Below are 19,683 nucleotides of genomic sequence, written 5' to 3'. Positions count from 1 at the left end.
TAAAAAAAGATTGAATTCCTGAGAAATAAGGAATTCAATCTGCTCGATGGTGACGTTTTTTTATGAAAATCATCCGGTTGTATCAGGGACAATCATTTCCGATTCGTCCGGAGATTGTTCCGTTGTCTGCATCAGACGTAGAAGGTGGAGTTTAAACAGGTACATGACGAGCAGGTGAATGTTGGCCTGCGTCGATTTGTAAATGATCCACGGTAAGGCCGGTACATACTCATGAATGGCAATCAGGCACTCCTGGGATCCTGGAATCTGTCGAAACTCAATCCGCCCTTTGCTGCCTTCCTGAACTTGTGCAAACAGTCCGCCGGTAATCCGGTACGTCGCTTGCTCGGCATCTTGAAACGGATCTTTTGTTAATTCAAGAAGCGGTGCATCGACGAACGGCACTTGAATCTTTACGACGGTCTCATTCGCAATGCTTGAAGTCAGGAACGGCTTGGCGAAAGAGGAAAGCCACGATACATAGTTATCGGCTGCCCAGTTGGCATCGCGACCTTCCGGCAAGCGGACGCGCTGAACGGATCGCACATCAAGCGCTTCCTCTTTTTGAGAGGAATGACCCGACTGTTTCTTCTGTTTCTTTTGGTCCTTTTCTTCCTGCTCTTCTTTTAACGCCATGCGGACAGATTCTTCAAACGTGATTTTCCCGTCGCTGATGCCATCGACCATCTTATCTGGATCTGCGACCATCTTATGAACCATACTTTCGACAAGAGGATAGACCGTCTCTTTTGGTTCGCCCGAAACTAACGTCACCCAAAGGCGGGACAGTTTGACTGTCATCAAAGGGATGTCAAACGTCGGTTGGTGTTTCCCCATGACTTCTGCGGTTTTTAAAATCATTTCCTTATAGGTCATCGATTCCGGACCACCGACATCAATGGCACGGTCTTTCAGATCCTCCCGTCCGACACTTGCTCCAAGCGCATGAATGACGTCCGGCAATGCGACGGGATGTGTCTGATTCCGTGTCCATTCTGGTAGCAACATGACAGGAAGTCGTTTGACGAGCTTCGATAAAATCGGGAAGGAAGACCCTTTTGGGCCGACAATCAAAGCGGCACGAATTGTCGTTACCGGTGTCCCGTAAGCACCGAGAACACGTTCGACTTCCAAGCGGCTTTTCAAGTGGCGCGACAATTCTTCCGTCTCCTCCGGAATGATCCCACTTAAATAGACGATTTGCTGAATGCCGTTTTCCTTGGCAGCGCGGGCATAATTGTCGGCTAAAATCAAATCCATATCTTCAAAGGACCCTTGTGTCAATTTAGCGGACGGCATCATGGAGTGGACCAAATAAATGGCGATATCCGCCCCTTTTAATCCGTCGATTGTATCCTGGAGTGAAAACAAGTCGCACGAGCGCCATTCGACATGGGATTCGTCGTCCTTATCGTCCCCGTTTCGTGACAAAGCGATGACGTTATATTTTTTCTTGAGTTCGTTTAAGAGATTGTGTCCGATATATCCGGTTGCACCTGCAAGTGCCAGGCGTTTGCGTGTTTGCGTCATATGTTTTCCCCCTCGATTGGCATTACTTGTTGAATTTACCCGAATCAAACCATTCGTAATCCCTTCAGATGTTTTCATGAGATAACAGGCTTGATGTGTGAAAAACAGGGAAAAAGAAAAAGAGATCAAATGAGTGAAGGCGAATTATCGTTTTCCAGGTACATACTACTTACTTTTTAATTTAAGGAGAGGGCGAATATGAATCCAGTCTGTTTCTTAGATGATCAACACAATAAGCGGTATCAGATGATTTTAAAACGCTTGAGTACACGGAATCGGGCGAAAACGCCGTTTCAGGCAATCTTGTTTTTAGCAACGGGGAATCTACAATTGATGCAATTGTTCAGTGATTATTTTTTTCCGGAAACGGGTGAGTTTTTTTATCAGGAAATGTTGGCTGAACCGATTGATGACCGGATGATAGATGTGGAACGTCAGCTTTTGGTACAACTGTATAACGGTCGTACGACGTTGACCATAATCGAAATCATCGACCAGTTGAACCCGAAAGAGTTAAAGCTCGTGCTCGGAGCGATTCAGGTGCGGATGTTTGGGACAGACGAAGAGCTGGGGGAACGAAAAATATGATGACGGTTCAAGGAGGCTGAAATAGCCTCTTTTTTTGTTTTTTTTCACCGAAAACAGTAAAAGAAAAAGAATAAAGGAAGAATCGTTAAAAGATGTTTGTGATATCAGTTTATTATCATAAAACGGTATCCGAATAAAAGCTAAGCTTGTTTATTAAGATTTGATTGAACAGGTGAAACACTGGAAATAAGATGTAAGTAACAGGAAATGGCTGACGTTACAACTGAAATTTCTGACTGGGATATGAGAGGAGTGAGCGTATGCAGCTCAAGCAATCGATTTACTTTCATTCACCGATTTTTTTTCAAAATATCTTAACGACGGTTTACGGTCGCATGCTCTACCAGGAACGATATGGTCCGGTTTATCAGAAACGGTTACAAGAATTGAAGGAAAAAGAACGTTTTCGGACGAATGCGCAAGTGGAACAACTGGCACGACTGAATCAATTTCTGCTATTTTGCCAGACGTACAGTTCCTATTATCAAGAGCTGTTCGAGCAACATCAAATCAGATTACCGCTCCAGGCATTGGATGAGTTAAAGCAAATTCCGATATTGAGCAAGGAAATCCTCCGGACGCGTAATGCAGACGTCCATGCTAAAATCCGGGCGCCGATCCTCGGGAAAACAGGCGGGACGACAGGGAAGTCGATTCAAGTCCATTACACAAAAGAAGATATGCAGATCCGGATGGCGCATCTCGACTACTTTAAGTGGACACACGGGATTGAACGCGGCATGCGACGCGCCAGCTTCACGGCTCAGACGTTAGCGGCAGAATCACAAAAAGCACCGGTGTATTGGCGGATGAATAAAACGATCAATCAGATGTTGTTTACGATAAAAAATATTAATCCACAAACGGCAGCCTCGTACATCGAACAATTGAACCGGTTTAACCCGGAATCAATCGATGGTTTACCTTCAGGCATGATCGAAGTGGCCCGTCATGCCAAAAAATACAATATTCCGTGTACGTTCCGCCCGAAGGCGATTTTCCCGACGGCGGAAATGATGACGCCGGCGGAACGCCAATTGATTGAGGAAGTGTTTCATGCGCCGATTTTTGATCAGTATGCCTCATCCGAGGGAGCACCTATCGTTGCAGAATGTCGCTATGGTAAAAAACATCTGCACTATGAAATGGGCATCATTGAGGTTGAAGAAGATGGTCAGATTCTCGTGACGAGCTTTGATACACACGGCACTCCGCTCGTCCGGTACCGTGTTGGAGATCGTATGACGCTGAGTGAAACAACGTGCCAGTGCGGGCACGACGGACCGGTCATCGCGTCAATTGACGGACGGGGACGAAGTTTCATTCAACTGAAAGACGGTCATCGGATTTTCGAGGGAGAACTGGCCGGTATCGTTCGCGCTTTCCCGAACTGTATCGAACGGGTCCAATATATTCAATCCGACAAGGAAGAAATCGTCATGCTGTACGTACCGGATGAACGTTGTTTTAAAGAAGAACACGAAAAGGAACTGTACTTTGTCTTGAAGCGGTTGTTTGGCGGACAAATGGAAGTGTTGTTACGGGCAGTTCCGGAAATTCCGAAAGAAATCAGCGGGAAAACGTTGTTAATCAAACAATTGTTACCGGAGACCAGTTGAAAATTCAAAACGTAAAAAACGCTGGCAGATTAACCTTTCTTTTCAAAAAAGGTAATGATGTAATCGTAACGCGGATCCAGATGAGGATCCGTGTTTTTGTCGGATATTTTTTATGGGGTATGGTTTTTTTTGACAATTGTTGTAATATGTGAGAAGAGAATTAAGAAAGGGGGATTGAGATGAGGTCACGCGCCAATGTCTTACTGCTTGGATGTATACATTTTGATCGTCCGGATAACGGTGATTTGCTTCATCTACAAGGTAATTCAGTCCTGACACCGGACCGGCAAACACAAGTTAAGGATGTTTTGAGTGTCCTGTCTAACTTTCGTCCGACAAAAATCATGCTGGAAACGCAATTGGAGAACCAACAGGATTTGACGCATGAATACGCGGCGTATCGTGCTGGCAACTTGACGCTGACCGCGGATGAACGGCACCAGCTGGGTTTTCGTCTCGCATCCCAAGTTGGTCTCAATTTAATTTAAGCAATTGATTGGAATCAATGATTGGAATCAATTGATTGACGGGATACCATCGCTTGGACAGCTTAGAGAGGAAAAGCCTGAACGATTTGACGAAATCATTTCCAAGGAGACAAAACGAATGCAACAGATGGAACAGGAATTTGCCGAACTGCCGTTGCTTTCTTTTCTACAAACAATTAACACAGATGGACGGGTGCAGGAGATGCATCAGACTTATTTAAAACTTGCTTGTCTTGGTGAACCTGGAATGGAGTGGGTATCGCGATATTGGTATTATCGCAACCTGATGATTTTTAAAAATATCCTTGCATGCCTTACAGGACAAGATGAGCAGGTTGTCATCATCTATGGTCTTGCACACGTCCACTTGCTAAAACAGTTGCTAACGGAGAGTGGCGAGGTTAATCTTTTGACGCTTGACGATATCATGATATAGGGAGAGATACATATGTTATTTCATTATCATCTATGGACACCTTTCGTTGAAGAAACGGAACGGTTTTATCAGCAGCTCGGTTTTCAGGTGACACAACGGATTGGTAGATACGAAGGAGCGTTCACCTCGTTTGATCCTCCGCTCGACTGGGATGATTTCCGCGAGCAACCGATTCTGTTTCGGATCATTGAGATGAAACGCGGAGCGATCAACATGACGTTCGGTTACGGAAAAAAGGTGATGTTTGATCATATCGGATTTCTCGTGACAGAAGCCGACCGGCTGCAGATCCTCGGCCGGGCGGAAGCGGTCGGATTAACGGTCCAGGCAAACGAACGCCGGACGTTCATTCAGACACCGTTTGGTTTCCGGATCGAACTGCAGACCCATCCTGATGCCATCCAGTCAGAAACGGGTGACCAACTGCTGCAACTCGACATTGCGACGTCGACACCAGGTCTTGAGAAGCTGTTGTCTCAATTACTGGATCGGCCTGTTCCGGAAATTACGACGATTGTAGCGGAACGGATGCATTTCAGACAGGCTGTGTTTTCCGGAACGCCTACGCTGCCTGGGCAGGATCCAAACGGTCTTGAAGTCCGGACCGTGAGTCCGCTCGCGTTAATCAGTGGACGGGTACGTGACGAAAACCTTTAAAGGCGTCGTGTCTGTCAGCAAGTTCTCGAAACATCCGGCTAAATCCTGAGAAGCAACTGTTTGTTCAAACAGCCGTTCGAGCTGCGGGACATGTGGTGCCGTCTTAAAAAACCATGCGGCATGGTCCTGATAATCCCAGCCGTCACTTGAGCCGATCAGCCGCAATTCCTTTTCGTAAAAGGCGGCAGTCAACGATAAGGTCTCGTGATTCCCGTCTGAAAGAATGCAGAGCTGTCCATGGGGAACAAGCTTTTCCTGCAATAAGGCGAAAGCGTCCTGGCGTGCGGAACATTCCAGTGCATGTGTAAACGTCTCGACGAATGGATCAGTGTCTGAGTACAAAGTATGCGCCCCGAGTGACAGGGCAAGCGATGTTCGGACCGGATCAGGGTCGGAGACAACAATTCGGTCGACATGATAGTAATGCCGCAGATAGAAAACGGTCAGCAGTCCGATGGCACCCATCCCGGTCACTAAAACCGGGTCCGTCGGTTTTGGTTCTAGTTTCCGGACGCCTTTCGCAGCATCGCACGATAGGATGTTCAGCAATGCGAGTTTGGCGGATATGCCGTCCGGAACAGGAATGGCTTTGGCTTCTTCGACGAGTGCGATATCCTGATGTCCGTAAAATGCAAGCAGGCGGTCGCCGACTTGAAACCGGGTGACCTGATCTCCGACAGCGATAACGGTGGCGTAGCTTTCGTAGCCGGTCTCTTTCGGATAGGCTGGAGACGGATCAGTGGGGTCGTCGCCCCGGACTTGCGGCAGTTCAGCCCCGATGCTGATCGCGCCGGCAATCGTCCGGACAAGCAGTTCGTGTTCTTGGACCGGAGGAAGGTGGTGTCTGGTCCAGGTGACAGACCGGGCTGCCGTAACCTGTAATCGGTGTTGATGCATTAAAAAACCTCTTTTCTGAAAAAAATCGTCTTCTTCTAGTATAAGGTAAATAATCCCTTATCAGATTAAAAATATGACAATTTTGTAAGGTGGAAACTGTCGGATGAGGATCCATTTCCAATTCAGGATATGTTATTCTGAAAAAAAGATGGAATCAGAAAAGGGTGTGGTCCTCATCGAACGAATCGAAATGTCCATCCATCGTGGATTAGTAGAGTTGAAGAATTTAGATAAACGGATTCAAAAAGCGCAGACGAAATCGTTTATCGGTGTGCAAAGTGGCAGTCAGGCACCGGCAGGATATCCGTCTGTCGTGGTATTTGCGGAAGAAGCGAAAGCGAACCTTCAGTCAGTCCGCGATTTAATGGAGCGCCGGAACCGGATTAAGTCTTCTATCACGGCATCGAATGCCGTGACGATCGTCCGGATGGAGGGGCGTGAGATGACCGTCGCAGAGGCGATTGACCGTCGGGATACCGGCCTTGTCTATGAACGGCAACTGTTGCAGACGTTACGCGAACAACTCCGACAAGTCGAACAGACGATTGAGACGGAACGGCAAGACGTCGTACGGCGGGCGGATAGCCATATCGAAGCGACATACGGGTCGCGGGAAAAAGGGAATGCGGACGAGATGGAAAAGTCACGCCGTTTGTTCCTCGAGCGGCTGGAGCCGAATCTGATTGATCCGTCGAACCTGCGTCAGGTCATTGCTGAACTCGATGAGACGATTGATACGTTTGAAACGGAAGTGGATTTTACGTTATCGGAAAGCAACACAGTGACCAAAATTTTTGCCTGAGGAACATCCCCTGTTTGCCTGATACTCCTGTGACCAAACACGCTTGTTTTGTGCGATAACAAAACAACGGTGCGCTGGCACCTCACATCGGTTCTATCCGGAACCTGACGTGAAAGTTCAACGTTGACAGCTCAACCGACAACGAACAAAGGTGAACGCTCAGAGCATTAAAGTAGAACCTTCAACGAATAAAGAAGGATCAAATCCACGAGAACATGGTAATAGAGAGGACTTGTTTGTTGCCTCTAGGAGTACCGCGTGGCTGGGCCGACAGGGGACATACATAATAGTCGACGGGAGAGGATGGGGAAGATGTTGAATTGGTATTTAACGGTTCTTGATATACCGAATCTTGCGCTTGCAGCACTCATTATCGGTATTGTTTTGACTGTAAGGTACGGACGTCTCTTTGTTCGTCGAGACATCCCGGTATCCGGTAAACGACTGGCAGCCGTCCTGTACGGTGGCTGTCTGTTCGGTTTGGGCGGGATTGTCCTGTTGTATGCGTGAAGAGACAACCTTTTTTGAACGGAGATCTCCGTTTTAAAAAAGGTTTTTTTGTTTCCATCACGAAGGAGATAATGTCAGTGGAATTGAAAAAAAGGAGGAACTGAACATGGATGGATTATTAAAACGTCGAATCGGAGCGGGAGTTGTCGACTTAGTTGTACAAGGGATGGTTTCCGGTGTGCTCGAGAAAACGGTATTGAAGCGTATCAAGAACAAAGCAGTGCATTCACTCATTACGGAGCCGGTCGTTAATTTTTTGATTGAGACGGTCCAACTGTCAACAGGTAGCGGACAAACCGTCGGGCAACGTCTGTTTCAAATTCAGGTCGTCAGCGAGAACGGCCAGCCGCTCGCCATCAAACAGATTGCGAAACGGATTGTGTACCGGGAGACGATTGCTCCGATTAAAGGCTGGAAAAATCGGGAAGTATATCTGCGAGACGGATCGATCCTGCCGGAGGATGAATTTGCCGGGACCAGGGTCATCCGGAAAATCAACTAGGTTCGCGGGTGGACTCGTAAAAACAAATCGAACGGAGGAGGATGACAGATGCACAGTCTGCTGTCCTCCTCTTGCTGTGAAATCAATAAGTCGTGCTGAACGAATAAGTCGTCTCGTGAAAGGAGGGAATTGGACCGTTAATGAGAGATGACAGAAGGAAATCGGTTGAATCAAAACAAATACCGGAAAAAAAAGTATCGGTATGATGCGCTGCTGTAGACAACACAAAGCCGGGCTGGGAAGTTTCCATTGTCATCCAGCGGCCGCTTACGGCTTCATGAACAGAGATGACCGGTTGTTGATGAAATAAATAATAGGTATCGGCAGGAGACCTTGAAAACATCTTGTCTAAAAAGAAACGGTTCAGACGACGCCCCAACCGAAAATCAAAGGGTGTTCCTTTCGTCTGTTGCAAGCAGGGATTAATCGACAACGCCGGTACGGGGTGGATGAAACAAGAACTGGCAAACTTTAAATCATGTTGTGTAATACTAGCTTTTAAATTACCGCTTAGGTTAAAGAAAATAGGAAGCGACAAAGAGAGGCGAAGAGGCTGGTTGGTCGTCGCTGCATAACGGAGAATCAATTGATTGTTGTTAGTCAGCACATAAAGAATGTCGATTGCGATCACCTGTCCATTGACAGCTATTTCCGCCGACAGACGAAGTCCGGATTCTTGTGTTGTCGAAAACGGTTCAGCTGTGAATGAAAGCTGATGTAATGCCAGATCGATTTCGTGAACGGAACCGGATGACGTATCATACAACCGGCCGGATAAACCGCGAGGAATCGCAGGAACCGTTACCAAAGAACAGTCAAACATAATATTTTCGGGATGACCATTTCGGTCAGGTACGATCAAACGTTCAATGCTTCCTCCTTTGCTTGCAATCTCGACTTCCATTCCACGATCATTGTTCAAACGATATCGTGCCGACCTGTCTTTTTGTGAATTCATCCGGACCTGCAATTTCTTTCCTCCTCTTTTCATGTGAAATTTAACCCTTTTTAACGGTATAATACATATACAATAATCAAATCAGTAAAATTATTCCCTTTTACTTTACCACGCATAAAATATTTTAATCTATTTATTTACTAAAACTTTTTACTTAAAATAATTTAAAAAAGAGGCGGATGCATGATGGCGACGATTAAAGATATTGCAAAAGAAGTGGGTTGTTCGATTTCGACGGTATCCCGCGTATTGAATAATGATCCGACGTTATCAGTGGGAGACGAGACGAGAGCCAGGATTTTTGAAGTGGCGGAAGAAATCGGATACCGGAAAAAAACACTAAAAACACTCGTGAAGAACATCGCGTTTTTATATTGGCTGACCGATAACGAAGAGCTCGAAGATGTCTATTTTCAAACGATGCGGGTGGAAATCGAAAAAAAAGCACGGGAAAACAACATCGAATTGACGACCTACAAACTCGAAGGCGGGATTGAAAAAATCCCGTTGGATATCGACGGATTCATTGCCGTCGGTTCATTCATGAACCGTGAGCTGGAATATTTGAGAGAATTGACACCGCATGGCGTATTCATCGACTCTACACCGGATCCCGCACATTACGATTCGGTTCGTCCGGATCTTGCGCAAATCACCCGTCAGGCAGTTGAAGTGCTGGTGGAGCAAGGTCATGAAAAGATCGGGTTTATCGGCGGCACGTACCATAACCTCGATACGGACGCGGAAGAGATGGATGGACGGGAGCGGGCATTTCGTCAAACGATGGAAGAACGTGACTTGTTGCGGGAAGACTTCATCTTTTGCCGGCAGGGATTTTCGGTCGACAATGGACATTACTTAATGAATCAGGCGGTCGAACAACTCGGGGAAGAGTTGCCGACAGCGTTTTATGTAGCGGCGGATCCGATTGCAGTCGGTTGTTTACAAGTCTTGAACGAGCAACAGATCGAGATTCCGAAACGGGTCAGTCTGATCAGTGTCAATGATACAAGTATTTCGAAATATGTGTCGCCGCCTCTGACGACATTCCATATTGACCTCGAGGAGATTTGTCAAAATGCGATTCAACTTTTACTGGAACGTGTGTTGAAGAAACGAAATATCGTCAAAACGGTCTATATCGGTGCGGAATTGATTACGCGTAAAAGCACTTTGTAAATAAATTTAGTAAAATTTTTTACTAAATTTATTTACAAAGTTTTCTTGTGGTGCTATATTTTGATTATTAAAGCGCTTACAAAAAGTGTTTTAATCTTTTCATAATATGATCCACAGGAGGAAAAAGTAGATGAAAAAAACCATTACATATATGACGGTCCTGAGTAGTCTGGCGTTAACGGTTTCGCTCGCGGCATGTGGCCCCGGGGAAGAGTCGCAGAAGAAGGATGAAACTTCGGGTAAGGAAGCGAAGCTTGTTGTCTGGGAAGACATTGAAAAAGGAGAAGGAATCAAAGACATCGTTTCGAAATTCGAACAAGATAACGGCGTTGATGTAAAAGTCGTTGAAAAACCGTATGCCAAGCAAATCGAGGATTTGCGATTAGATGGTCCGGCAGGGACGGGTCCCGATTTATTGACGATGCCGGGGGATCAGATTGGGACTGCCGTAACAGAAGGAATCATCAAGGAGATGGATGTTCCGAAAGAGGTCCAGTCGATTTATACCGATGTTGCGCTCGATTCGCAAAAAGTGGACGGGAAACTCTATGGTGTCCCGAAAGCAGTGGAAACAACCGTTTTATACTACAACAAAAAACTGGTGTCAGAAGAGAAATTACCGAAAACATTGGAAGAGTGGTATGCCTTATCGAAAAAAACGGCAACGGGACAATCATTTGGATTTCTCGCTTTATTTGATCAAATTTATTATGCCCAAAGTGTCCTGAGCGGATATGGCGGCTACATTTTTAAGCAGGATGACCAAGGGAAGTATCAGACGAACCGAGTCGGGCTTGGGAATACCGGAGCAATCGAAGGTGCGACGTATATTCAAAAGTTTTACAAGGAAAAATTATTCCCGGCAGGCATCATCGGTGAGCAGGGCATCAATGTCCTCGAGTCCCTGTTTACGGAAGGGAAAGCGGCCGCCATCATCTCCGGTCCCTGGAATGTCGAGCCGTTTACGAAAGCCGGCATTGATTTCGGTATCACAAAACTGCCGGAACTTGAAAACGGGAAAAATATGAGTTCTTTCATCGGCGTCAAAAGTTATAATGTCAGTGCCTATTCCAAACGATCGGAGCTTGCGAGCAAACTGGCGCTTTATTTGACGAATGCGGAAAACTCTAAAAAACGTTTTGAAATCACAAAAGAAGTTCCGGCCGTCAGTGCGTTGGCAGAAGATCCTGCGGTCACAAAAAGTCCAGCCGCACAAGCGGTAGCCGAACAATCTAAATTTTCCGAGTTAACACCGAACGTCCCCGAAATGAATGAAGTCTGGAAGCCGGTTGATGCCGCACTTCAAACGATTGCCACCGGAAAAGCGGGACCGGAAGCAGCGATGAAGCAAGCCGTCAAGACGATTGACGGTCAGATTAAGGCGAAACACGGAACGAAATAACCGTGTTTAATATGACAATGCCTGACAGTCGGAGATTCTAGTAAAGAGGTGAAGGACGTGCAACACCGGAAAATTGGATTGATGTTATCAATCATTCCAGGACTTGGCCAATTGTATCACCGGCAATGGATGAAAGGCGGACTCTTGCTCGCAGTCAGCATTGCCTTTTGGATAGCGTTCGCCGATTTACTCAACATGGGACTATGGGGAATCGTGACGCTCGGAACAGAAGTACCCCGCGACAACTCGATTTTTTTGTTGGCACAAGGCATCATCGCGATCATCGTCCTGTTATTTGGGATCGGTCTGTATGTATTTAATTTACGGGACGCCTACCGTAATGGAGAAAAGCGGGATCAAGGCGTCCGACCGGATTCTTTGTGGTCGGATTATCGGAATTTAATGGATCAGGGTTATCCCTATTTAGTCAGCGGACCTTCGTTGTTTCTATTGATCTTTGCCGTAATCTTTCCCATTTTGTTCAGTTTCGCCTTGGCGTTCACGAATTATGATTTGTACCATTCCCCGCCTGCCAAACTGGCGGATTGGGTCGGATTTTCTACCTTTGCTCAAATCTTCACAGTTGATATTTGGCGGTCGACGTTCTTTGATGTGTTGTCTTGGACAATTGTCTGGACCTTGGTCGCCTCGACCTTACAAGTGTCGCTCGGTATTTTTTTAGCAGTACTCGTCAATCAAAAAGAGGTCCAGTTCAAACGTGTCATTCGGACGATTTTCGTCTTGCCGTGGGCGGTTCCTGGTTTTGTGACGATTCTTGTCTTTGCCGGACTCTTTAATGACAGCTTCGGTGCCATCAATCTGGACATCTTGTCTCTGTTCGGTCTTGATCCGGTCCCGTGGTTAACGGATGAGAAGTGGACACGTGTTGCCCTCGTTTTTATGCAGGGATGGCTCGGATTCCCGTACGTCTTTTTAGTGACGACAGGTGTCCTGCAATCAATTCCGGATGATTTATACGAAGCAGCAACGATTGACGGGGCGTCGATGTTTGCGAAGTTTCGACATATTACGATGCCGATGGTACTGATTGCAATGTCGCCGATCATCATTACCCAGTTCACGTTTAATTTCAATAACTTTAATATCATCTATCTCTTTAACGGGGGCGGACCGTCCGTACCCGGTTCCAATGCCGGCGGAACGGATATTCTCGTCTCCTGGATATATAAATTGACGATGCAGTCCGGTCAATATGCGTTAGCGGCCGCCTTGACAATCTTACTGTCGATTTTTGTCATCACGATTGCGTTATGGCAGTTTAGACGTACGAATGCCTTTAAGGAAGGAGCGTGATCGGGATGGCGACTGGAAACAAGACACGGACGGTTCGTCTGACGCTGACCTATTTGATTCTGCTGTTCGTTGCGACCTGCATCATCTATCCCCTCCTGTGGACGATTGGTGCGAGCTTTAATCCGGGCAACAGTTTAGTCAGCACGTCAATCATTCCAAAAAATCCGACACTGGATCATTACCGGGAATTATTTGCCGGAAAAGAAAGTCTGCAATACGGTCATTGGTATATGAATTCTTTGAAAATCAGTCTCTTTACGATGCTCGGGACGGTTGTCAGTGTTTCTTTTACAGCCTATGCTTTTTCAAGGTTTCGCTTCAAAGGACGCCAGCAAGCCTTGACGTTGTTCTTGCTGTTACAGATGATTCCGCAGTTTTCAGCCTTGATTGCCCTGTTCGTGCTGGCCCAGCTACTTGGCATGATGAATAGTCATTGGCTGCTGATTCTGTTATATATCGGCGGGCAGATTCCGATGAATACCTACTTGATGAAAGGATATATGGATTCAATTCCGGTCGATCTCGATGAAAGTGCCAAACTCGACGGCGCCGGTCATACCAGGATTTTCATCCAAATTATTTTACCGCTCTGTCGTCCGATGCTTGCCGTGGTCGCGATGAATGGATTTACGGGACCACTCGGGGATTTTGTGCTGGCTTCGACAATTTTACGGACGCAGGAAGCGTATACGTTGCCGATTGGACTGTTTAATCTCGTCAACGAAGCGATGGGAGCGAGCTATACGACGTTTGCTGCCGGAGCGATTTTGATCAGCATCCCGGTCGCGGTTCTGTTTGTCCTGCTGCAAAAACATTTTGTGTCCGGACTGACGGCCGGGGGAACAAAAGGGTAAGAGAGAAAGAACAGCTAAATTGGTGAGTGAGGGAGAGTTTAATAATGGGACGAAAAATCTATACATCAAAGGCCAGGCATCTGTTGCATGGCGGGGACTATAATCCGGATCAGTGGCTCGATGTCCCGGACGTCTTGCAGGACGATTTACGGTTGATGCGTCTCGCGCACACGAATACGTACTCGGTTGGTATCTTTGCCTGGAGTGCGCTCGAACCGACCGAAAATCAGTTCACATTCGACTGGCTCGACCGGATCATTGACGATATTCATGCGAACGGGGGCCGGGTCATCCTCGCGACACCAAGCGGGGCGCGTCCGGCCTGGTTATCGCAAACGTATCCGGAAGTCCTGCGTGTCGATGAGCGGCGTGTCAAACAGCTCCACGGCGGGCGTCACAATCACTGTCTGACGTCACCGGTCTATCGAAAGAAAACGCAGCAAATAAACCGTTTGTTGGCCGAACGGTACGGGAATCATCCGGCGCTGTTGATGTGGCATGTTTCGAACGAGTACGGCGGCGAGTGCCATTGTCCGCTTTGTCAGGAAGCCTTTCGCGACTGGCTGAAAGTGAAGTATGAGACGCTCGAAGCGTTGAATGCCTCGTGGTGGAGTGCCTTTTGGAGCCATACATTTGACGACTGGTCGCAAATCGAATCGCCGTCGCCGATCGGTGAAAGTATGGTCCATGGCTTGAATCTGGACTGGAAACGCTTTGTGACGGATCAAACGATTTCCTTTTTTGAGCAGGAAAGCGTCCCCTTACGCGAATTGACGCCGGCACTTCCGATTACGACTAATTTCATGGCGGATACAGAGGACTTGATTCCGTTTCAGGCCCTCGACTACAGTCGATTCGCGAAGAATGTCGATGTCGTCAGTTGGGATGCCTATCCGACCTGGCACAACGACTGGGAGACGACCGCCAATTTAGCGATGAAGGTCGGATTCATCAATGACTTGTTCCGGAGTCTGAAGCAGCAACCGTTCCTCTTGATGGAATCGACACCGAGTGCCGTCAACTGGCATCCCGTCAATAAAGCGAAACGTCCGGGCATGCATCTGTTGTCCTCGATGCAAATGATTGCCCACGGTTCCGACAGCGTACTGTATTTCCAGTGGCGTAAATCCCGCGGCTCGTCGGAAAAGTTCCACGGGGCGGTCGTCGATCATGACCGGTCAGAGCAGAACCGGGTCTTTCAGGAAGTCGCCCAAGTCGGACGGACCCTCGAGCAACTGGACGGCGTCGTCGGCACGACGCGTCCGGCAGAGGTCGGGATTCTTTACGACTGGGAAAACAACTGGGCCTTAAATGATGCCCAAGGGTTCGCAAACGACACGAAACAGTATCCGCAAACCCTGCAGGAACATTACCGTTTTTTTTACGAGCAGGATATTCCGGTCGATGTCATCACGAAGGAACAGCCGTTTGATGCTTACAACCTGTTGATCGTGCCGATGCTGTATTTAGTCAGTGCGACGACCCTGGAGCGGTTGCAGCGTTTTGTCGAACAGGGTGGAACGTTAGTCACGACGTACATGACGGGTCTCGTCGATGAGCATGATTTGGCGTATACCGGATGGCCGGAAGAACTGCAGACAATCTTTGGGCTGACACCGGCGGAGACGGACACGTTGTATCCGAGCGACCGCAATCACGTGATGTTCAACGGGAAACAGTATGAACTGCAGGAGTATGCGACGGTCATTCAGGTCGACGAAGCGGAGGTCGTCGGCCGCTATACGGACGACTTTTATCGACAGACGCCGGCTGTGACGAAACATCGGCTGGGACAAGGAGAGGCCTGGTATATCGGCGGGCGACTCGAGGCTGCCTTCCAGCGTGACCTGTATACATTACTGACGGACCGTTTACGGATCGAGGCACCGTTCGCGACATCGCACCGTGCGGAAGTATCCGTTCAAGTACGTCGCGGTCAGGAGAAAGATTACGGATTCATCCTGAACTTTTCCGAAGTCGAGCAACCCATCGAACTGTTGGAACCGTTGCTGGAATCTGCGACACAAACGGAGATCAGCAGTCAGTTGATACTTGCCCCCTATGAAGTCAAGATCGTTGAACGGAAGAATCGCGATCAAATATGAATGTAATCAAAAACGGCTTTTCAGACAGAAATAACTTCTGTCCGAAAAGTCGTTTTTTGGTATGGCCGTTAAAAGGCGGTGTCCTCTTGCGGACAACTCATCCATTTAAGCAGTGTTTTAGCCGGACGCGACAAGACCGCTTGCTTTTTCCAAATCAAGTAGGTGTTGGCGGTGAGCGACGGCGTCAGCGGGACGAAGATGAGTTCACTTCCGCTTGTATTGACGATGCGGTCGAGACACAAAGCATGACCGACTCCTTCCTTGACGAGGAGCGAAGCGTTGAACAGCAGGTTGTATGTTCCGACGATATGGACCGTGTCCCAGTCCAAACCGGTCCGTTCCGCGAACGTCCGATTTCCTTGGAGTTGTTCCGAAACGATTAACGGGAGGTCCCGTAAATCGTCTGCCGTTACCGTCTCCTGTTGCCCGAGCGGATGATCGCGCCGTGTCAAAATCCCCCATTGATCAGGCTGATTCAGTTTCAGGTAATGATAGGCCTTGACGTCAAACGGTTCAATGACCAGTCCGAAATCCAGAATTCCTTTATCGAGCTTATCCAGAATATCCTGACCGTTCCCGCTGTGAATCCGAATCGTGACGTCCGGATGCTGTGATTGCATTTGTTTGAATGACCGGATGACCGGCAACAGACTTTCCGTTTCACCGCCGCCGATATAAAGTTCGCCACGCAACGTTTCCTCGGTCACAAGATTGATGACGATTTTATCGGCCAGCGTCACAAGTTCGCGCGCCCGTTCCGCCAAATAGTACCCGCTTTCCGTCAGGACGATGCCTCCCGGAGTCCGGTCGAACAACGGACCGGCCAATTCGTCTTCTAACCGTTGGAGTTGACGGGACAGTGCGGGCTGGGAAATCCGGAGAATCCGGGCCGCCCGGGTGATGTTTTTTTCCTCGACGACTGCCAAAAAATAACGTAATTGTTGAATTTCCATGACGTCCTCCTATGCGTTTTAGTTATGGATAATGATTTCATATTAGCATTAGACATGGAGGATGGATACTCGTAACCTTGTAGACAAGCAACAACTAAGAGGAGGAATACAAATGAACACACCACTGAATAAAGTCATCGTCATCATGGGCGCGTCAAGCGGAATCGGCGAAGCGACGGCACGTCTGCTCGCGTCACGCGGAGCCAAATTAATGCTCGCCGCCCGTCGAATCGAGCGGTTACAAGTCATTCAGGAAGCCTATCCTGAAGCGTATATTCAAATCAAACAGGCAGACGTCACCCGATTCGATCAGGTTGAAGCCGTCGTCGAGGAAGCAAAAGCCGTCTACGGACGGATTGATGTTCTCTTCAACAATGCCGGCATCATGCCGACCGCTCCGCTTGCGGCCGGACACCGGGAGGACTGGAAAAACATGCTCGACATCAACGTGATGGGCGTCTTGAACGGAATTACCGCGACACTGCCAATCATGGAACAGCAACAGTCCGGTCATATCATTGCGACAGATTCGGTTGCGGGACATGTCGTCTATCCGGAATCCGCCGTCTATTGCGGGACGAAGTTTGCCGTCCGGGCAATTATGGAAGGATTACGTCAGGAGCAATGCGAAAATAATGTCAAATCGACAATCATTTCACCGGGAGCCGTGCAGACGGAATTGTATACGACGATCAGAGATCAAGCAACAGGCGAGTCACTGCGTCAAGCGCAACAAGAGTGGGGATTGACGAGCGAAGATGTCGCCCAAGCCGTCCTGTATGCCATCGATACACCGGACCGTGTCTCAATCAGCAACTTAATCATCCGTCCGACGCAACAACAAGTGTGATGCGGATGGAGCATTCATCGATCTACCATCAAATCGAAAATCGGCTGGTCGAGTCACACGATGCCGTATTCGAGCAAATTCATGCCGTACAGCGGGACGGGGAACGACTGCTCCACCGGTTGAATCAGCACCTGTTGTCTCCGGCCGAGTTTCGCGAGACGCTGGGCGAGCTGATCGGTCAGCCGGTGGATGAGAGTGTTGTCGTCTTACCCCCGTTTTATACAGACTTTGGACGGCATATCTCACTTGGGAAAGACATCTTCATCAACCGCGGAGTCATGTTGACGGATCTCGGTTCGATTCAAATTGATGATCATGTGCTGATCGGTCCGTTTGCCAAGTTGTTGACCGTCAATCATCCGGTCAGTCCGTCGAAACGGCGGGGGCTGTCGGTGAAACCGATTCACCTGAAACGAAATGCCTGGATCGGAGCAGGGGCAACGATTCTGCCGGGCGTGACCGTCGGTAAACATGCGATTGTCGCAGCAAATGCGACCGTGACAACAGATGTACCGGACTTGGCGATTGTCGCCGGCACTCCGGCGCGAATCATCCGTTATATCGATGAATCGGAGGACTGACATGAAGCGTCGAGTCGGGACTGTCATCGTTCTCCTCTCGCTCGGACTTTCAGGTTGCGGTCCGTCAGTTTCGGTTTCAACCGAAGTCAAACAAGAAATCAAGGAGAGCGATACGATGAACATCAACGTCAACGGTCAGGTTGCTTCCGTACAACTGGAAGATAACGCGACGGTAAAAGCTATACTTGCGGAAATGCCGTTTACAATTCAGATGGATGATTTACACCAGAATGAGAAATACTATTATTTCGATAAGTCGTTTCCGGCGAATCCCCAACCGATTCAGACGATTGAAGCCGGAGACGTGCTACTGTATCAAAATAACTGCCTGGTGATTTTTTATCAAGCGGCTGAACCGATTGTTCCGTATACACGGATTGGAAAAATCAGTCGTTTTCAGGAAATCCAGGCGTCGTTCGGAAACCAGTCTGTTTCCGTGCAATGGTATGAAGGAGAGGGAAGACAACTATGACAAAATCGAAGACACCTGTAGAACATCCTTTTCAACGGGGAGAAAAAAATGAAGCCTTTGAAGCGTATTTCACGGGACAAAGTTACCTCCATCCGTTAGTCAATGATTCATCGCTCGAAATTTCAGTCGGTCAGGTGACATTCGAACCGGGCTGTCGCAACCATTGGCATATCCATCGGGGCGGATATCAAATCTTACTCGTGACAGATGGGGAAGGGTGGTATCAGGAGATGGGCAAACCGGCCCGTCTGTTGCGAAGCGGAGATACGGTCGTCACATATGACGGCGTCAAGCATTGGCACGGGGCGACGTCAGACAGCTGGTTTTCGCACTTGACCATCACGGCAGGGACTCCGGACTGGCTGGAGCCGGTTTCGGGACGGGAATATGACTTGCTGAAGAAATAAATGAAAAACGAGATCTACCTTCAGTCCGTCATCTGGACCAGAGCGTAGATCTCGTTGTCTTTGGAGGGGAAAAATTAAAACGAACTTTCGAGTGTCCAAAAGGAATCTCCCAGTTGCTGCATCAGTTCGTTGGCCCGGCTTTCAATGCTTTCCGGTAACGTCGCTTGACTAAAGTAGGCCAGGTCAAGACTTTCTCCGTCAAGCATCGCAAGTGTCCCCGTGACGTTTTTCGCATGATAGAGATGAATGACGCCGTGCACTTCATCGCCGTTCGGGTACTGGTAGTAAAAGCGGGGACCGGAAAAGACGCCGATCAGTTCCAGTTCGCTTGTCTGTAATCCAGTCTCTTCCTGCAGTTCACGGATGGCGACTTCTTCGAGCGTTTCGCCGAGTTCCATCGATCCGCCAGGCAGTCCCCAGTCAAGCGTATCGGACCGGTGTTGGAACAAAACTTCCTGCTGGTCATTTGTCACAAGGATGGTAGCACCGACACTGATGATTGGACGACTGCCGATGAGTTGCCGTAATTCTGAGATGTATCCCATTTAAATCAATCCTTTCTTTTTCATCGTTTTGACA

The 19,683-nt window shown here is 48.2% G+C and carries 22 protein-coding genes; 17 read left to right on the top strand and 5 right to left on the bottom strand.

Features of this window, described 5'->3' with window-relative positions:
• Positions 1 to 69: 69 nt before the first annotated feature.
• On the bottom strand, positions 70 to 1,530 hold the full coding sequence (locus tag AC3IRK_RS08895; RefSeq protein WP_188004445.1) for an NAD(P)H-binding protein: 1,461 nt from the start codon (positions 1,528 to 1,530) through the stop codon (positions 70 to 72).
• Between the two features lie 198 nt (positions 1,531 to 1,728).
• Here AC3IRK_RS08895 and AC3IRK_RS08890 point away from each other — a divergent pair, with 198 nt between their 5' ends.
• The 5 genes from AC3IRK_RS08890 to AC3IRK_RS08870 all read left to right on the top strand — a co-directional run bounded on the left by AC3IRK_RS08890 (position 1,729) and on the right by AC3IRK_RS08870 (position 5,318).
• Positions 1,729 to 2,118, top strand: coding sequence for a hypothetical protein (locus AC3IRK_RS08890; RefSeq protein ID WP_489169884.1), 390 nt, complete (start codon positions 1,729 to 1,731; stop codon positions 2,116 to 2,118).
• 260 nt (positions 2,119 to 2,378) lie between these two features.
• On the top strand, positions 2,379 to 3,737 hold the full coding sequence (locus tag AC3IRK_RS08885) for a phenylacetate--CoA ligase family protein (protein WP_188004443.1): 1,359 nt from the start codon (positions 2,379 to 2,381) through the stop codon (positions 3,735 to 3,737).
• 179 nt (positions 3,738 to 3,916) lie between these two features.
• Positions 3,917 to 4,225, top strand: coding sequence for a DUF5694 domain-containing protein (locus tag AC3IRK_RS08880; protein WP_188004442.1), 309 nt, complete (start codon positions 3,917 to 3,919; stop codon positions 4,223 to 4,225).
• Between the two features lie 4 nt (positions 4,226 to 4,229).
• Entirely contained in the window at positions 4,230 to 4,661 is a 432-nt protein-coding gene (locus AC3IRK_RS08875) for a DUF5694 domain-containing protein (protein ID WP_304999541.1), read from the top strand.
• Positions 4,662 to 4,673: 12 nt separating this feature from the next.
• Positions 4,674 to 5,318 (top strand): VOC family protein, encoded by a 645-nt coding sequence (locus AC3IRK_RS08870; protein ID WP_489169883.1) that lies wholly within the window; start codon positions 4,674 to 4,676, stop codon positions 5,316 to 5,318.
• On the opposite strand, the gene AC3IRK_RS08865 is transcribed toward AC3IRK_RS08870, so the two are convergent.
• A complete protein-coding gene (locus AC3IRK_RS08865; RefSeq protein WP_489169882.1) occupies positions 5,283 to 6,215 on the bottom strand; it encodes a zinc-dependent alcohol dehydrogenase in 933 nt (310 codons plus the stop codon). The genes AC3IRK_RS08870 and AC3IRK_RS08865 overlap by 36 nt on opposite strands.
• A gap of 217 nt (positions 6,216 to 6,432) precedes the next feature.
• Here AC3IRK_RS08865 and AC3IRK_RS08860 point away from each other — a divergent pair, with 217 nt between their 5' ends.
• From AC3IRK_RS08860 to AC3IRK_RS08850, 3 genes are all read left to right on the top strand, one after another.
• Positions 6,433 to 7,017, top strand: coding sequence for a hypothetical protein (locus AC3IRK_RS08860; RefSeq protein ID WP_251138723.1), 585 nt, complete (start codon positions 6,433 to 6,435; stop codon positions 7,015 to 7,017).
• 312 nt (positions 7,018 to 7,329) lie between these two features.
• Positions 7,330 to 7,527: a hypothetical protein gene (locus tag AC3IRK_RS08855; RefSeq protein ID WP_131972600.1), complete on the top strand. Its 198-nt coding sequence runs from the start codon at positions 7,330 to 7,332 to the stop codon at positions 7,525 to 7,527.
• A 106-nt stretch (positions 7,528 to 7,633) separates the two neighbouring features.
• A complete protein-coding gene (locus AC3IRK_RS08850) occupies positions 7,634 to 8,029 on the top strand; it encodes an RDD family protein (protein WP_131503683.1) in 396 nt (131 codons plus the stop codon).
• Between the two features lie 82 nt (positions 8,030 to 8,111).
• Here the strand turns inward: AC3IRK_RS08850 and AC3IRK_RS08845 are convergent, their stop codons facing one another.
• On the bottom strand, positions 8,112 to 8,999 hold the full coding sequence (locus tag AC3IRK_RS08845; RefSeq protein WP_489169881.1) for an aldose epimerase family protein: 888 nt from the start codon (positions 8,997 to 8,999) through the stop codon (positions 8,112 to 8,114).
• Positions 9,000 to 9,173: 174 nt separating this feature from the next.
• Here AC3IRK_RS08845 and AC3IRK_RS08840 point away from each other — a divergent pair, with 174 nt between their 5' ends.
• The 5 genes from AC3IRK_RS08840 to AC3IRK_RS08820 all read left to right on the top strand — a co-directional run bounded on the left by AC3IRK_RS08840 (position 9,174) and on the right by AC3IRK_RS08820 (position 15,841).
• Positions 9,174 to 10,166 carry a LacI family DNA-binding transcriptional regulator gene (locus AC3IRK_RS08840; RefSeq protein WP_188005440.1) on the top strand — a complete coding sequence of 331 codons (993 nt, stop codon included), beginning with the start codon at positions 9,174 to 9,176 and terminating at the stop codon, positions 10,164 to 10,166.
• Positions 10,167 to 10,296: 130 nt separating this feature from the next.
• Positions 10,297 to 11,568, top strand: a complete 1,272-nt coding sequence (ganS, locus tag AC3IRK_RS08835) for an arabinogalactan oligomer ABC transporter substrate-binding protein GanS (RefSeq protein WP_489169880.1) — start codon at positions 10,297 to 10,299, stop codon at positions 11,566 to 11,568.
• 57 nt (positions 11,569 to 11,625) lie between these two features.
• On the top strand, positions 11,626 to 12,882 hold the full coding sequence (locus tag AC3IRK_RS08830) for a carbohydrate ABC transporter permease (RefSeq protein WP_489169879.1): 1,257 nt from the start codon (positions 11,626 to 11,628) through the stop codon (positions 12,880 to 12,882).
• Positions 12,883 to 12,887: 5 nt separating this feature from the next.
• Positions 12,888 to 13,736, top strand: a complete 849-nt coding sequence (gene ganQ / locus AC3IRK_RS08825; RefSeq protein ID WP_114595678.1) for a galactooligosaccharide ABC transporter permease GanQ — start codon at positions 12,888 to 12,890, stop codon at positions 13,734 to 13,736.
• Positions 13,737 to 13,780: 44 nt separating this feature from the next.
• Positions 13,781 to 15,841: a beta-galactosidase gene (locus AC3IRK_RS08820; protein WP_489169878.1), complete on the top strand. Its 2,061-nt coding sequence runs from the start codon at positions 13,781 to 13,783 to the stop codon at positions 15,839 to 15,841.
• Between the two features lie 68 nt (positions 15,842 to 15,909).
• Here the strand turns inward: AC3IRK_RS08820 and AC3IRK_RS08815 are convergent, their stop codons facing one another.
• The gene (locus tag AC3IRK_RS08815; RefSeq protein ID WP_489169877.1) at positions 15,910 to 16,794 is read right to left on the bottom strand and encodes a LysR family transcriptional regulator; all 885 of its coding nucleotides are present in this window, start codon (positions 16,792 to 16,794) and stop codon (positions 15,910 to 15,912) included.
• 112 nt (positions 16,795 to 16,906) lie between these two features.
• Between AC3IRK_RS08815 and AC3IRK_RS08810 the strand changes: the two genes are divergently transcribed.
• From AC3IRK_RS08810 to AC3IRK_RS08795, 4 genes are read left to right on the top strand one after another with little or no spacing between them, the layout of a single operon-like run.
• Complete coding sequence (locus tag AC3IRK_RS08810; protein ID WP_131972609.1) at positions 16,907 to 17,644, top strand: SDR family oxidoreductase; 738 nt, start codon at positions 16,907 to 16,909, stop codon at positions 17,642 to 17,644.
• Positions 17,641 to 18,225, top strand: coding sequence for an LbetaH domain-containing protein (locus AC3IRK_RS08805; RefSeq protein WP_370528929.1), 585 nt, complete (start codon positions 17,641 to 17,643; stop codon positions 18,223 to 18,225). The genes AC3IRK_RS08810 and AC3IRK_RS08805 overlap by 4 nt, the downstream gene beginning before the upstream one ends.
• Position 18,226: 1 nt before the next feature.
• Complete coding sequence (locus AC3IRK_RS08800; RefSeq protein ID WP_188004432.1) at positions 18,227 to 18,697, top strand: cyclophilin-like fold protein; 471 nt, start codon at positions 18,227 to 18,229, stop codon at positions 18,695 to 18,697.
• Positions 18,694 to 19,104, top strand: coding sequence for a cupin domain-containing protein (locus tag AC3IRK_RS08795; RefSeq protein ID WP_489169876.1), 411 nt, complete (start codon positions 18,694 to 18,696; stop codon positions 19,102 to 19,104). The genes AC3IRK_RS08800 and AC3IRK_RS08795 overlap by 4 nt, the downstream gene beginning before the upstream one ends.
• Positions 19,105 to 19,178: 74 nt before the next feature.
• Here AC3IRK_RS08795 and AC3IRK_RS08790 read toward each other — a convergent pair whose 3' ends face one another.
• Positions 19,179 to 19,649: an NUDIX hydrolase gene (locus tag AC3IRK_RS08790; RefSeq protein WP_426353565.1), complete on the bottom strand. Its 471-nt coding sequence runs from the start codon at positions 19,647 to 19,649 to the stop codon at positions 19,179 to 19,181.
• Positions 19,650 to 19,683: the final 34 nt, after the last annotated feature.

The sequence above is a fragment of the Exiguobacterium sp. GL_137 genome, from assembly GCF_057834585.1.
This window is presented reverse-complemented; position numbering and strand designations above follow the sequence as displayed.